The sequence below is a fragment of the Psychrobacter sp. PSP genome (assembly GCF_024085615.1).
Taxonomy (GTDB): domain Bacteria; phylum Pseudomonadota; class Gammaproteobacteria; order Pseudomonadales; family Moraxellaceae; genus Psychrobacter; species Psychrobacter pacificensis.
Genome location: NZ_JABLTF010000020.1, coordinates 361,072 through 374,263, shown reverse-complemented (window position 1 = coordinate 374,263; position 13,192 = coordinate 361,072). Strand labels below are relative to the sequence as shown.

Here is a 13,192-nt window from a genome sequence, read left to right as displayed (position 1 = left end):
AGCTTTTTTACTACTTACTTTTTTACCTAAAATTTTTTGCCTTTAATATTTATTAAGTCAATGTCTTCTCTATGAATCTACCTGATAATAAAATTAATTTTTCTGATTTACTTTCTCCTGCTACAGCAAGTTCGTTGCTGCAATATCTTACTCAACTAGATCGTCATACTGAAAATGCTCTTAGCAATAGACTGTGCCTCGATGAAGATGAGTATTTAAGAGAATGGAGAAGTCAGTGGCAAAAGTTATCTACTACTCAGCCTGACAATACTTACTCAGCAGGATTGATAATTGATAGCGAACGATTAGCCACTGATTGGCTCATACAGCTATTTAATACTTTATTTACTAACCAGCAAGTGATATTGGTTCGTAGTGAGGGTGAGCCAGAGTATTTCCCTGCTCAAGACAATGAGCCTGCCAGAATTGAATTCGCTCATGGATTTTTTGCCAGTGCCCTGCACGAGATCAGTCATTGGTGCCTGGCTGGTGACGCTCGTAGACAATTACCTGACTTTGGCTACTGGTATGCTCCAGACGGTCGGACAGAAGCTCAGCAGCAAGCATTTGAGCGCGTAGAGATCAAACCACAGGCATTAGAATGTTTATTCACCTTAGCGTGTGGTCGAAACTTCCAAGTCTCACAAGATAACTTGTTTGCCGACTTCGACACTAGCAGTAGCACCTTTGCTAGTGATGTCTACCAGCAAGTAGAAAGCTATATAACCAAACCTTATACTCTGCCGCGTGACGCTAAGACTTTACTGACTGCTTTAATTAGCGTTTGTACTCCTTCATCTGAAATCAACGCTTAATTCAAATTACTAAGTGTTCCTACTTATTAACGATTTTCTACGGTTGGTAACGCCTTGCCACTAAACTTATATTTGCTTTAAGCTATACTGATAACTAAAGTAGTATATTAAAAATACAGATTTGCTTAATTTTTAAAATAACTTTTTTAATATGTCTAATGATTGAACTACATCTAATTAATGAAAAAATTGTCTCAATTAAAAACCAATAATTATAAAATAAGGAACCATTATGGAAGTTTTCTATATTCATCCCGATAACCCTCAGCCACGTCTCATTGAACAAGCCGCTGACTTACTGCGCAAAGACCAGTTAATCATTTACCCAACCGATACCAGTTATGCTTTTGGTTGTCGACTAGGTGCAAAAGACGCTTTGACTAAGCTCAAGCAAATTCGTGAGCTTGACGATAAGCATCAATTTACACTGTTGTGCCGCGATCTAAGTGAGATTGCCACTTATGCTACGGTCGATAATGTCCAATTCAAACAACTAAAAGCGCATACTCCTGCGCCGATTACTTTTATTTTGAATGCCACCAAAGATGTCCCAAAAAAGCTCGCTCATGCTAAGAAAAAGACCATCGGTATTCGCGTACCGAGCAATCCTATCGCACAAGCACTATTAGAAGCGATGGACGAGCCTATCTTGACCAGCTCACTTATTTTACCTGATCGTGACGATATTTTAGATGATCCTTTCGATATCGAAGAGCTATTAGATAATCAAGTTGATGGTCTGATAAATGCTGGTATTAAGACTACTAAGCTGACTACTATCGTCGATATGACCAGTAGTCAACCTGAGGTTATCCGGCAGGGCGCGGCGGATGTCAGCGACTTGTTACTATAAAGGCTTTACGTTATTTGTATTTTCAACTGCTCACTAAACGTAGGGTGCGTTCCATATGCCGATTGCCTTTAAGAACCACTTAAATATTAAAGCATAAAATGCAACTTACAAACAATGTAATAGTTTTAGATCTAAATTTCAGACATAAAAAAAGCGCCAATAAATTGGCGCTTTTTTGTATAAAACCTAAACGGCTTATAGACTAGTCGCGGTCAACTAATTCTACATAAGCCATAGGTGCGTTATCACCATCACGGTGACCACACTTAACGATACGCAGATAACCACCTGGACGCGTTTGGTAACGAGGACCTAACGTGCTAAATAGTTTACCTACCATAGCTTTGCTGCGCATACGGCTAAATGCCAAGCGACGGTTAGCAACGCTATCTTCTTTTGCTAGAGTAATTAATGGCTCGGCAACGCGGCGTAATTCTTTAGCTTTTGGTAAAGTTGTTTTAATCAGTTCATGCTCAAACAATGAGTTGGTCATGTTCTGGAACATTGCTTTACGATGACTGCCGGTACGACCCAGCTTGACTCCACTCTTACGATGGCGCATAGTCAAATATCCTTAATGTTTAACGGCTGCGATAAGAGAAGCGATCATCAACCCGCAGGTCAGCTGGTGGCCAGTTATCTAGGCGCATACCAAGCTCTAAATCTTTAGACGCCAAAACGTCTTTGATTTCGGTTAATGACTTCTTACCAAGATTTGGGGTTTTTAGAAGTTCAGTCTCTGAACGCTGTACCAAATCACCGATATAGTAAATGTTTTCAGCTTTTAAGCAGTTGGCTGAGCGAACCGTTAGTTCAAGATCGTCCACAGGGCGTAATAGCACAGGATCGACCTCTTCTTTCTCTTTCACAGGCTCAGGCGCTTCTTCAGCTTCTAAATCAACAAAGATTGAAATCTGTTGTTGTAAAATAGTGGCCGCTTTACGAATTGCTTCTTCTGGATCTATAGTGCCATTAGTTTCAAGCTCAATGATAAGACGATCAAGGTCAGTACGCTGTTCAACACGAGCGTTCTCTACTTGATAAGCAACCCGCAGTACTGGGCTAAAGCTTGCATCAAGCTTTAAGCGGCCAATCGCTTTGGTATCACCATCTTCACGGCGCTGATTTGCTGGCTCATATCCACGACCCATCACTACGCGCAGACGCATCTTAAGATGACCGCGCTCACTCAACGTACCCAATACTAACTCTGGGTTAATAATGTCTACGTTGTGCGGCAATTCAATATCTGCAGCAGTAATGGTGCCTGGACCTTGTTTATCCAAGGTCAAGAATACTTCATTTTGGTCATGAAGTGTAATTGCCAAGCCTTTTAGATTCAAAAGCAGGTCAAGGACATCTTCTTGCAGACCCTCTAAAGTTGAGTATTCATGGTCAACACCATCAATCTCAGCTTCGATGACTGCAGCACCAGGTAATGAAGATAACAAGATGCGACGCAGGGCATTCCCTAAGGTATGACCAAAGCCGCGTTCTAACGGTTCGAGCGTGACTTTCGCAATCGTCTCGTTAACCGTATCCACGTTAATGGCATTCGGCGTTAGAAACTCAGTTGCATTTAGCATCATGATGTCACCTCGATTTGTTTATCTGGATTAATTAACGTTAATGGCTCAATGCTATAAGCATAACATTGAGCAGTACGTTACTTACTTAGAGTATAGCTCAACGATCAAGCTTTCGTTGATTTCAGCAGGTAGATCAATACGATCTGGAGCATGTTTAAACGTGCCCTGTAGTTTGCTGTTGTCAACATCAAGCCATTCTGGAATACCACGTTGTGATGCTAGTTCCATAGCGTTTTTAATACGTAGCTGTTCGCGAGACTTCTCTTGAATAGCAATGACATCACCATCTTGCAACTGGATTGATGGAATGTTCACACGAACAAACTCATCACGGCCAGCTTTTTTTACCATAACAGTGCGATGGCTGACTAGCTGACGTGCTTCAGCGCGAGTTGAGCCAAAGCCCATGCGGTATACCACGTTGTCCAAACGACTCTCAAGCATAGCTAGTAGGTTCTCACCCGTAGCACCGCGCTTACGCGCCGCTTCTTTGTAGTAGTTTGCAAATTGACGCTCAAGTACGCCATAGATACGCTTAACTTTTTGTTTTTCGCGTAGCTGTAGAGAATACTCTGAGCTCTTGTTACGGCTTACACCGTGCTGACCGGGTGGACGACCAGCTTTCTTTGTTTTAACATCATACGGCTTAACACCAGACTTAAGGCCTAAGTCAGTGCCTTCGCGACGTGATAATTTGAGTTTTGGTCCAATATAACGGGCCATTGTTCTGTCTCCTTTAAGCTCTTATTATTAAAAGCTTCGTCTCTAATATTAGACGCGGCGCTTTTTCGGCGCACGGCAACCATTGTGTGGGATTGGGGTTACATCAGAGATGCTGTTAATTTTATAACCCAATGCACCTAGTGCTCTTACCGCAGACTCACGACCCGGTCCTGGTCCTTTGACCAAAACGTCGACATTCTTAACACCATATTCTTGAGCCGCTTTACCAGCGACTTCAGCTGCAACCTGAGCGGCAAATGGTGTAGATTTACGTGAACCACGGAAGCCTTGTCCACCTGAAGTGGCCCAAGCCAATGCATTACCTTGACGATCGGTAATCGTTACAATGGTGTTATTAAAAGACGCATGGATATGGGCAACGCCCTCCGATACTGAACGACGAGTCACCTTTTTGCGACTACGAGTGTCTTTAGCCATCTTTTAGCTTCCTAAGTTAATTATCTTTTGAGAGGGCGTGTCGGACCCTTACGAGTACGAGCGTTGTTTTTGGTATTTTGACCACGAACAGGTAGGTTACGGCGATGGCGAATGCCACGGTAACAACCTAAGTCAACCAAACGCTTGATATTCATTGACACTTCACGACGAAGATCACCTTCAGTCATGTATTCTGCAACTTGTGCACGGATAGCATCTAACTGTGTATCATCTAACTGACTAACTTTAGTTGTAGGGGCAATGCCAACTGCTTCTAGAATTTTCTGAGCAGTGGTACGACCTATACCAAAGATGTAAGTTAGTGAAATCACAGCATGCTTATTATCCGGAATGTTTACGCCGGCAATACGAGCCATTGATTTCTCTCCATTAAAGAAAAATATGCATTATTTATTATAAATAGCGCATTTTTCAGATTTGTTGCTGTTAATACCTCACTTCTATCTCTCTACTTTGAAGCTTTTATTATCATTAGCAGATAATAAGAGTGCTACTAAAGCAGAAGTATACAATTTTTTGGTATGAACTACGGCAAGTGGCGGATGATATCGCATCCGCCACTTTTTTTCAAGTATTAATTTAATAAACTGTTTAGGCTTAACGCCATGATCAGTTTTTAATTAACCTTGGCGTTGCTTGTGGCGCGGTTCAGCTGTGCAGATAACATGTACACGACCTTTACGGCGTACAATCTTGCAGCTACCACAAATCTTTTTTACTGAGGCTTGAACTTTCATGGAATGCTCCTTGAATAACCACCACACTCGCTTATGGCTGAGTGGGTGATTGAATTAACGTCTGATCATGGTATTGATGGGTCATCAAATGCGCTTGAATTTGCGAGATGAAGTCCATTACCACAACCACCATAATCAGTAGCGACGTACCACCAAGTTGGAACGGCACACCAAATGAGGATTGAACGACCATCGGCATCAAACAAATAACCGTTATGTACATCGCGCCAATAAAGGTTAGTCGATTTAACACATGGTCAAGATAACGCTGAGTTTGTTGTCCGGGGCGAATACCTGGAATATACGCTCCACTACGTTTAAGGTTCTCTGCTACTTCACGTGGACTAAATACTAGTGCCGTATAAAAATAACAGAAGAAAATAATCATTGCGCCAAACAGTACTAAATACAGCGGTTGCCCTGGAGACAATACCAATGCCATATTTTGTAGTATTTTTTGTACGAAGGTAGGATCTGTTGATTGACCAACCCACTGTCCTAAACTCGCTGGAAACAGTAATAAGGAGCTAGCAAAAATAGCGGGAATAACCCCTGCCATATTTAATTTCAGCGGCAAATGTGACTGCTGCTGAGCATAAATTTTGCGACCTTGTTGCTGCTTTTGCGCATAGTTTACTGGGACACGGCGCTGCGCACGTTCGATATAAACGATACCGGCGGTTACCGCAATGCCTAATATTACAAAGATAAAGAGTACAATCAAGTTCATCTGACCTTGATTGACCTGTTCGATCGATTGCGAAATCATACCTGGCGTACCGGCGACAATGCTTGCAAAAATAAGCATTGAGATACCGTTACCTACGCCGCGCTCTGTAATCTGCTCACCAAGCCACATCAAGAACATAGCGCCTGCAACCAACGAGGTTACAGCAGGAATATAAAAGGTCAGACCGGAAGATAAAGTCAGATTCTGACTGATCAAACCGGCACACATCCCTAATGACTGCACCAAAGCCAAAGCAAGCGTCCCTTGACGGGTATACTTGTTCAGCGTACGTCGACCTGCTTCACCCTCTTTTTTGAGAGCTTCAAGCGAAGGTACGACTGCCGACATCATCTGTACAATAATTGACGCTGAGATGTACGGCATGATACCTAGTGCCATAATTGACATACGCTCAAGCGCACCACCTGAGAACATATTAAACATGCTCAAAATAGTGTTTTCGTTGCGCGAGAACAGATCAGCCAGATTAACCGGATTAATACCCGGGACTGGAATGTGCGACCCTAAACGATAAACAATCAATGCGCCGATTAAGAATAATAAACGCGACCATAGCTCATCATACTTACGTATAAAAGCGAAAGGATTGAGCGGAATACCACTTGAGGTCATTGATTGTTTTGACACGTTACTACTCCTCGATGCTACCACCAGCAGCTTCGATTGCTTGTTTGGCGCCTTTAGTTACTTTGATACCTTTAAAGGTATAAGCTTTAGTAACTTCGCCTGATAGCATAACACGGGCACGTTTCATGTCGTGACGGATAAGGTTAGCTGCTTTTAGAGTCTCTAAGCTAATTACATCGCCTTCAACTTTATTCAGCTCAGACAAACGTACCTCAGCGGTAGTCATTGCCATTTTACTGGTAAAGCCAAATTTTGGTAGACGACGATATAAAGGCATTTGACCACCTTCAAATCCTGAACGAACGCTAGAACCTGAACGTGATTTTTGACCTTTTACACCGCGGCCACCTGTCTTACCAAGACCTGAACCGATACCACGACCACGACGTTGGGCAGTTTTCTTCGCGCCAACACCTGGTGATAATTCGTTTAATCTAAGTCCCATTACGCTTCCTCCACTTTTACCATGTAGTTGACGCGATTGACCATACCACGAGTTGAAGGAGTATCTTCAACGACCACACTATGACCAATACGGCGTAAACCCAATCCTTTCAAGCTAGCTTTGTGGCTCTTGAGGCGGTGGGCACCTGATTTAAATTGAGTGACTTTCATTTTTTTCATCGTAACTCACCTAGTCTAAGTTAACCCAAAATTTCGTCTACAGATTTACCACGTTTAGCTGCCATCCTCTCTGGAGTTGACATATCACGTAAACCGTTAAACGTTGCACGAACAACGTTAGCAGTATTGGTAGAACCATAACATTTAGTCAAAACATCTTTGACACCAGCAACTTCTAATACAGCACGCATTGCACCACCAGCGATTACGCCAGTACCTTCAGATGCAGGTTGCATGTAGACTTTACTAGCACCATGACTTGCTTTGATCGGATGATACAAAGTTGCATCATTTAGCTCAACAGTAATCATATTACGTTTGGCAGCTTCTAGTGCTTTTTGGATAGCAGCAGGCACTTCACGCGCTTTACCACGACCAAAACCAACACGACCATTACCGTCACCCACTACAGTCAACGCAGTGAAAGAGAAAATACGACCACCTTTAACAACTTTTGCAACGCGATCAACGGTAACTAAGCGTTCTACTAGACCGTCAGTCTGTTCATTTTTATCATTTTTATCATTTCTAGCCATGATTAAAACTCCAATCCGTTTTCGCGAGCAGCTTCTGCTAAAGCTTTAACTCGACCATGATATTTGAAACCACTACGGTCAAAGGCAACTTTAGTAATGCCAGCTGCTTTTGCACGTTCTGCGATCATTTGGCCTACAGACGTTGCTGAATCAGCGTTACCAGTCGCGCCTGAACGCAAGCTGCTGTCTAAGGTAGATGCCTGAGCAATCACTTCACCACCATTTGGAGAGATAATCTGGGCATAAATATGTTTTGACGTGCGGTTAACCGTTAAGCGATGAACGCCTAGATGACGGATATGTGCACGTGTTTTCTTAGCTCGACGCAGACGAGCTGCTTTTTTATCAAACATTTCAACTCACCTTATTTTTTCTTAGCTTCTTTGCGAATCACATGCTCGTCACTATAACGAATACCTTTACCTTTATAAGGCTCAGGTGGACGGAAACCACGGATATCAGCCGCTGCTTGACCAAGCTGCTGTTTATTGTTTGATTTCAAAACAATTTCAGTTTGCGTTGGGGTTTCAGCCGATACACCTTCAGGTAGCGTGTATTCTACTGGATGAGAGTAGCCAACGTTCAAGGTTACTTTGTTACCAGCAACTTGTGCGCGATAACCAACACCAATCAATTGAAGACGCTTTTCAAACCCTTCATTTACGCCAGTAACATAGTTGTTAACAAGAGCGCGCATGGTGCCAGTGTGCATCATAGCTTCTTGTGAATCGACTGCAGGTGAGAAAATGATAGCATCATCTTCCTGTTTCAGCTCGACCAATTCATGCAGGTGTAAAGACATAGTACCGTTCTTGCCTTTAACTTCGACCTGCCGATCGTTCAAAGTAACGCTTACGCCATTTGGCAGCGTTACTGGGGCTTTAGCCACACGAGACATAGGAATATTCCTTAAAAAATTTAACTTGCTTTTATTAGCGAAAAAACTAACAGGCTAAAAAGCGTGTTAGTTTAGCATAGTTGATTGTGTTAGACACCTATCAATTTGAAATAATTAAACACTCCTCAATCGATAGAAGCCTAACAACCATCAAATAGACTTCATCGTCGTATAGCTTACGCTACAAATGCAACGATTTCACCACCGATACCAGCAGCGCGTGCAGCACGATCGCTCATGATACCTTGGCTTGTAGATACGATAGCAACACCCATACCTTGCTTAACAGTAGGGATTTCGTCTTTACCGCGGAACTGGCGTAGACCAGGGCGGCTATAACGTTGAATAGTTTCGATAACCGCACGGCCTTCGAAATATTTTAATTCAATAGTAAGGGTTGCTTTGTTGTTTTCTTCTTCAGTAACAACAGCGCTCGCCACATAACCTTCGCTAACTAGCAAATCAGCAATTGATTTACGTAATTTAGAGCTCGGCATTGCTACCGATACTTTGTTAGCCATTTGTGCGTTACGGATACGGGTTAGCATATCCCCAACGGTATCTTGCATACTCATATAGTTACTCCTTACCAGCTTGCTTTACGAACACCAGGCACATCGCCTTGCATGACACGCTCACGCAGCATATTGCGTGATAAGCCAAACTTGCGGAAGTAACCGTGAGGACGACCGGTGATAGCACAACGATTACGCAGACGTACTGGTGATGAGTTGCGTGGAAGAGCTTGTAGCTCTAACATCGCGTCCATACGCTCTTCGTCTGATGCGTTGATATCACTGATAGTTTCTTTTAGCTTGATACGCTTTTCAGCATATTTAGCAACCATTTTTTCGCGCTTTAATTCGCGGTTAATCATGCTCTTCTTTGCCATAACGTCTTTACCTTATTTAAATGGGAAGCCGAATGCTTTAAGCAACGCACGACCTTCTTCATCAGATTGAGCTGACGTGGTGATTGTCACATCCATACCACGGATACGGTCAATCTTGTCAAAATCTACTTCTGGGAATACGATCTGTTCTTTGATACCCAATGAGTAGTTACCACGTCCGTCAAAGGCTTTAGGTGAAAAACCGCGGAAATCACGAATACGAGGAATTGCAATGGCAACGAGACGATCTAAAAATTCGTACATTTGCTCACCGCGTAGCGTTACTTTACAGCCAATTGGCCATTCTTCACGAATCTTAAAGCCAGCAACTGATTTACGCGCTTTGGTGACAACAGGTTTTTGACCAGCAATCGCGGTCATGTCAGCTACAGCACCTTCAAGCAATTTCTTGTCTTGAGACGCGCCGCCTACACCCATGTTAAGTGTGATTTTAGTGATTTTAGGCACTTGCATCACATTGTCCAAACCAAGATCTTCTTTGATTTGCTGCTTTAATTTATCGTTATATAAAGATTTTAATCTTGCCATTACCATTACACCCTTAGTGTCTTACGCAGTCGCCACTACTTCACCGTTTGAACGATAGACGCGTTGTTTCTTGCCATCTTCGCCAAACTGATAAGTAATACGGTCTGCTTTTTGGGTTTGCGCATTTAAGATTGCGACATTTGAGATATGCATAAAAGCTTCTTGCTTAAGAATGCCACCTTCAACGCCAGTCGCCTGATTTGGCTTCTGATGTTTAGTAACAATATTAACGCCTTCAACTTTAATACGATCGTTTTTTACAGCTTGTACAGTACCTTGCTTGCCTTTGTCTTTCCCAGCAATCACAATAACTGTATCGCCTTTACGTAATTTTGACATGGATTACCTCACAATACTTCTGGTGCTAGTGATACAATTTTCATAAACTGATCACCACGTAGTTCACGAGTTACCGGTCCAAAAATACGAGTTGCAATCGGCGCTTTGTTTTGGTTCAACAATACCGCAGCATTGTCATCAAAACGTAACACAGAACCATCTGGACGACGAACGCCTTTTTTGGTGCGTACAACTACTGCATTCATCACGTCGCCTTTTTTGACACGACCACGAGGAATGGCTTCTTTAACCGTTACTTTAATAATGTCGCCAACTGATGCATAACGACGATGAGAACCACCCAGTACTTTAATGCACTGAACTCGCCTTGCACCGCTATTGTCTGCAACTTCCAGCATTGACTCAACCTGAATCATAGCGTTACTCCACACGTATGAGCAATAAAAACCAGTTGCTGCCGCTAGCACAGAATGAGCAAGGCGGCATTTTAATATAAATAACCGCAGCTTACTCTTAATGTGAGTGATATGCGACGGGCGCAATCAGCATCCTTAAAAAGGCGGCTATTTTAACAGCTTCTGGCTTTTAATGCAATTTACTTAGATTTTTTCTACTTTTTCAACCACATCAACTAAAGTCCAAGACTTAGTTTTTGAGATTGGACGCGTTTCTTTGATGCGGACAAGGTCGCCTTGTTGACAAACATTGTTCTCATCATGTGCTTTGATTTTAGTAGAACGACGAAGCTGCTTGCCATACAAAGGATGACGAACCAGACGCTCAATCAAAACTGTGATGGACTTGTCCATCTTGTCGCTGACAACTCGTCCTGTCAATACGCTAGCATTGGTAGCTGTTTGATTGTTATCGCTCATGAGTCGCCTCGTTGTTTCTCGTTAATCAAAGTCTGAAGCTGAGCAATCGTACGACGATTGGCACGTACTTCATGGGTATTACCCAACTGACCAGTTGCTTTAGCCATACGAATACGGAAAGCATCAAGCTGCTTTTCATCAAGTAACTGGGTCAGTTCTTCTAATGATTTATCACGTAATTCACTGATCTTCATTACATTATCGTCCGCTTAACAATGGTAGTTTTAAAGGGCAGTTTTGCTGCAGCAAGCGTTAATGCATCGCGAGCAAGCTCTTCAGATACCCCTTCAATTTCATATAGCACTTTACCAGGCTTGATTTCGCATACCCAGTACTCAACTGGACCTTTACCTTTACCCATACGTACTTCTAATGGTTTGTTGGTAATAGGCTTGTCTGGGAATACACGAATCCAAATCTTACCGCCACGCTTGATTTTACGAGTGATGGTACGACGTGCTGCTTCGATTTGACGGGCTGTCATACGACCACGCGTCAATGATTTTAGACCAATTTGTCCGAATGCAACGGTGCTTCCACGATGAGCTAGCCCAGTGTTACGACCTTTATGCATTTTACGAAACTTGGTACGTTTTGGCTGTAACATAGTTTAACCTCTGTCTGAGTTTCGACGGTTTCCGTTTCCGCGACCACGGCGTTTTGGCGCACGAGTCTGCTCTTCTTTGACGGGATTATAAACACTGTTCATACCGTCAAGGATCTCTCCGCGGAAAATCCAAACTTTAACACCGATGGTGCCGTAAGTTGTCTCTGCACGAATTGACGCATAGTCAATATCAGCACGAAGTGTATGCAAGGGCACACGGCCTTCACGATACCATTCGCTACGAGCAATCTCAGCACCGCCAAGACGACCAGACAGCTCAACTTTAATACCTTTAGCACCAGAACGCATGCTGTTCTGTACAGCGCGTTTCATCGCACGGCGGAACATGACACGGCGCTCAAGCTGGCTTGCGATACCGTCTGCTACCAAACGTGCATCAAGATCAGGTGACGTGATTTCTTCAATGTTGACCTGAGCAGGTACGCCCATAATTTTGGTCAATTCTTTTTGAAGTCTTTCGATATCTTCGCCTTTCTTACCGATAACGATACCAGGGCGCGCAGTGGCGATAGTAATCTTAGCAGCGCCAGTAGGACGCTCGATCATGATGTTGCTGATCATTGCGTTATCTAGCTTTTTGCGTAGATATTCACGGACTTGGATATCGTTGATTAGGTATTCTGAGTATTGTTTAGGATCAGCATACCAGTTTGCGTTATGCTTTTTTACAACACCAAGACGAATTCCGATTGGATGTACTTTTTGACCCATAACTTATTCTCCTACCTTTATAGTGATGTGACAAGTACGCTTGCTGATACGATCAGCGCGACCTTTGGCACGTGGTAGGATACGTTTTAGCGTAATGCCTTCATCAACATAGATAGTAGCGACTTTTAGGTCGTCAATATCTAGGCCGTGATTATGTTCGGCATTGGCGATGGCTGAGTTAAGACATTTCTTAACAAAGATAGCGCCTTTTTTATTGCTATACGTTAGGATATCCAAAGCACGCTCAATAGATTTGCCACGAACTTCATCAGCAACGAGTCTAACTTTTTGTGCCGATATGGCGGCACCGCGTAATTTTGCAGTTACTTCCATGGTAAGCACCTTATCTCTTAGCTTTTTTGTCAATGCCATGACCACGATACGTACGAGTCGGGGCAAATTCACCTAGTTTATGACCAACCATCTGCTCACTGACGATAACCGGTACGTGAGTACGGCCGTTGTGGACAGATAAAGTTAGGCCAACCATTTGTGGTAGGATCATCGAGCGGCGCGACCAAGTTTTAATTGGCTTGCGTGAGTTGGTGTCTAATGCATTCTCAACTTTAGCAAATAAGTGCGCGTCTATGAATGGACCTTTTTTCAATGAACGAGGCATGAAATT

At 43.0% G+C, this 13,192-nt stretch carries 25 protein-coding genes; 2 read left to right on the top strand and 23 right to left on the bottom strand.

The genetic code is table 11. The annotated features are described in order from the left end of the window. Positions 1-71: 71 nt before the first annotated feature. Together HL061_RS11590 and HL061_RS11585 are read left to right on the top strand one after the other, a co-directional pair. Positions 72-815 carry an elongation factor P hydroxylase gene (locus HL061_RS11590; protein WP_071003162.1) on the top strand — a complete coding sequence of 248 codons (744 nt, stop codon included), beginning with the start codon at positions 72-74 and terminating at the stop codon, positions 813-815. 232 nt (positions 816-1,047) lie between these two features. Beyond that, positions 1,048-1,668 carry an L-threonylcarbamoyladenylate synthase gene (locus tag HL061_RS11585; RefSeq protein ID WP_071003160.1) on the top strand — a complete coding sequence of 207 codons (621 nt, stop codon included), beginning with the start codon at positions 1,048-1,050 and terminating at the stop codon, positions 1,666-1,668. A 202-nt stretch (positions 1,669-1,870) separates the two neighbouring features. On the opposite strand, the gene rplQ is transcribed toward HL061_RS11585, so the two are convergent. The 23 genes from rplQ to rpsS all read right to left on the bottom strand — a co-directional run bounded on the left by rplQ (position 1,871) and on the right by rpsS (position 13,186). Then, positions 1,871-2,230 (bottom strand): 50S ribosomal protein L17, encoded by a 360-nt coding sequence (gene rplQ, locus HL061_RS11580; protein WP_025644362.1) that lies wholly within the window; start codon positions 2,228-2,230, stop codon positions 1,871-1,873. Positions 2,231-2,249: 19 nt separating this feature from the next. Further along, complete coding sequence (gene rpoA / locus HL061_RS11575) at positions 2,250-3,257, bottom strand: DNA-directed RNA polymerase subunit alpha (protein WP_071003158.1); 1,008 nt, start codon at positions 3,255-3,257, stop codon at positions 2,250-2,252. Between the two features lie 81 nt (positions 3,258-3,338). Further along, positions 3,339-3,980 carry a 30S ribosomal protein S4 gene (gene rpsD, locus HL061_RS11570; protein WP_025644367.1) on the bottom strand — a complete coding sequence of 214 codons (642 nt, stop codon included), beginning with the start codon at positions 3,978-3,980 and terminating at the stop codon, positions 3,339-3,341. Between the two features lie 48 nt (positions 3,981-4,028). Further along, positions 4,029-4,418, bottom strand: coding sequence for a 30S ribosomal protein S11 (gene rpsK, locus HL061_RS11565; RefSeq protein ID WP_025644368.1), 390 nt, complete (start codon positions 4,416-4,418; stop codon positions 4,029-4,031). Between the two features lie 20 nt (positions 4,419-4,438). After that, positions 4,439-4,795: a 30S ribosomal protein S13 gene (gene rpsM / locus HL061_RS11560; protein ID WP_025644369.1), complete on the bottom strand. Its 357-nt coding sequence runs from the start codon at positions 4,793-4,795 to the stop codon at positions 4,439-4,441. Between the two features lie 264 nt (positions 4,796-5,059). Beyond that, positions 5,060-5,176 (bottom strand): 50S ribosomal protein L36, encoded by a 117-nt coding sequence (gene rpmJ / locus HL061_RS11555; protein ID WP_025644371.1) that lies wholly within the window; start codon positions 5,174-5,176, stop codon positions 5,060-5,062. 31 nt (positions 5,177-5,207) lie between these two features. Further along, positions 5,208-6,539: a preprotein translocase subunit SecY gene (secY, locus tag HL061_RS11550; RefSeq protein WP_197496792.1), complete on the bottom strand. Its 1,332-nt coding sequence runs from the start codon at positions 6,537-6,539 to the stop codon at positions 5,208-5,210. A 19-nt stretch (positions 6,540-6,558) separates the two neighbouring features. Then, entirely contained in the window at positions 6,559-6,999 is a 441-nt protein-coding gene (rplO, locus tag HL061_RS11545; protein ID WP_025644375.1) for a 50S ribosomal protein L15, read from the bottom strand. After that, entirely contained in the window at positions 6,999-7,178 is a 180-nt protein-coding gene (rpmD, locus tag HL061_RS11540) for a 50S ribosomal protein L30 (protein ID WP_071003155.1), read from the bottom strand. The genes rplO and rpmD overlap by 1 nt, the downstream gene beginning before the upstream one ends. Positions 7,179-7,198: 20 nt before the next feature. Further along, on the bottom strand, positions 7,199-7,714 hold the full coding sequence (rpsE, locus tag HL061_RS11535) for a 30S ribosomal protein S5 (protein ID WP_071003153.1): 516 nt from the start codon (positions 7,712-7,714) through the stop codon (positions 7,199-7,201). A 2-nt stretch (positions 7,715-7,716) separates the two neighbouring features. Further along, positions 7,717-8,067, bottom strand: coding sequence for a 50S ribosomal protein L18 (gene rplR, locus HL061_RS11530; protein WP_058025568.1), 351 nt, complete (start codon positions 8,065-8,067; stop codon positions 7,717-7,719). 11 nt (positions 8,068-8,078) lie between these two features. After that, positions 8,079-8,612: a 50S ribosomal protein L6 gene (rplF, locus tag HL061_RS11525; protein WP_071003151.1), complete on the bottom strand. Its 534-nt coding sequence runs from the start codon at positions 8,610-8,612 to the stop codon at positions 8,079-8,081. Positions 8,613-8,788: 176 nt separating this feature from the next. Then, positions 8,789-9,187 (bottom strand): 30S ribosomal protein S8, encoded by a 399-nt coding sequence (gene rpsH, locus HL061_RS11520; RefSeq protein ID WP_058025570.1) that lies wholly within the window; start codon positions 9,185-9,187, stop codon positions 8,789-8,791. Between the two features lie 11 nt (positions 9,188-9,198). Continuing rightward, on the bottom strand, positions 9,199-9,504 hold the full coding sequence (rpsN, locus tag HL061_RS11515; RefSeq protein WP_058025571.1) for a 30S ribosomal protein S14: 306 nt from the start codon (positions 9,502-9,504) through the stop codon (positions 9,199-9,201). A gap of 12 nt (positions 9,505-9,516) precedes the next feature. Then, positions 9,517-10,053 (bottom strand): 50S ribosomal protein L5, encoded by a 537-nt coding sequence (rplE, locus tag HL061_RS11510; RefSeq protein ID WP_057758706.1) that lies wholly within the window; start codon positions 10,051-10,053, stop codon positions 9,517-9,519. Between the two features lie 21 nt (positions 10,054-10,074). Then, positions 10,075-10,392, bottom strand: coding sequence for a 50S ribosomal protein L24 (gene rplX, locus HL061_RS11505; RefSeq protein WP_058025572.1), 318 nt, complete (start codon positions 10,390-10,392; stop codon positions 10,075-10,077). A gap of 8 nt (positions 10,393-10,400) precedes the next feature. Then, a complete protein-coding gene (gene rplN / locus HL061_RS11500) occupies positions 10,401-10,769 on the bottom strand; it encodes a 50S ribosomal protein L14 (RefSeq protein ID WP_010196702.1) in 369 nt (122 codons plus the stop codon). Positions 10,770-10,952: 183 nt separating this feature from the next. Then, a complete protein-coding gene (gene rpsQ / locus HL061_RS11495) occupies positions 10,953-11,228 on the bottom strand; it encodes a 30S ribosomal protein S17 (protein WP_021813375.1) in 276 nt (91 codons plus the stop codon). Beyond that, positions 11,225-11,422 (bottom strand): 50S ribosomal protein L29, encoded by a 198-nt coding sequence (gene rpmC / locus HL061_RS11490; RefSeq protein ID WP_025644397.1) that lies wholly within the window; start codon positions 11,420-11,422, stop codon positions 11,225-11,227. Before rpmC ends, rpsQ begins: the two co-directional genes overlap by 4 nt. Then, positions 11,422-11,835, bottom strand: a complete 414-nt coding sequence (gene rplP / locus HL061_RS11485; RefSeq protein WP_025644399.1) for a 50S ribosomal protein L16 — start codon at positions 11,833-11,835, stop codon at positions 11,422-11,424. The genes rpmC and rplP overlap by 1 nt, the downstream gene beginning before the upstream one ends. A 3-nt stretch (positions 11,836-11,838) precedes the next feature. Next, a complete protein-coding gene (gene rpsC / locus HL061_RS11480) occupies positions 11,839-12,567 on the bottom strand; it encodes a 30S ribosomal protein S3 (RefSeq protein ID WP_240365368.1) in 729 nt (242 codons plus the stop codon). A 3-nt stretch (positions 12,568-12,570) separates the two neighbouring features. Continuing rightward, positions 12,571-12,900, bottom strand: coding sequence for a 50S ribosomal protein L22 (gene rplV / locus HL061_RS11475; protein WP_058025574.1), 330 nt, complete (start codon positions 12,898-12,900; stop codon positions 12,571-12,573). A gap of 10 nt (positions 12,901-12,910) precedes the next feature. Beyond that, a complete protein-coding gene (gene rpsS, locus HL061_RS11470; RefSeq protein WP_010196682.1) occupies positions 12,911-13,186 on the bottom strand; it encodes a 30S ribosomal protein S19 in 276 nt (91 codons plus the stop codon). Between the last annotated feature and the right edge of the window lie 6 nt (positions 13,187-13,192).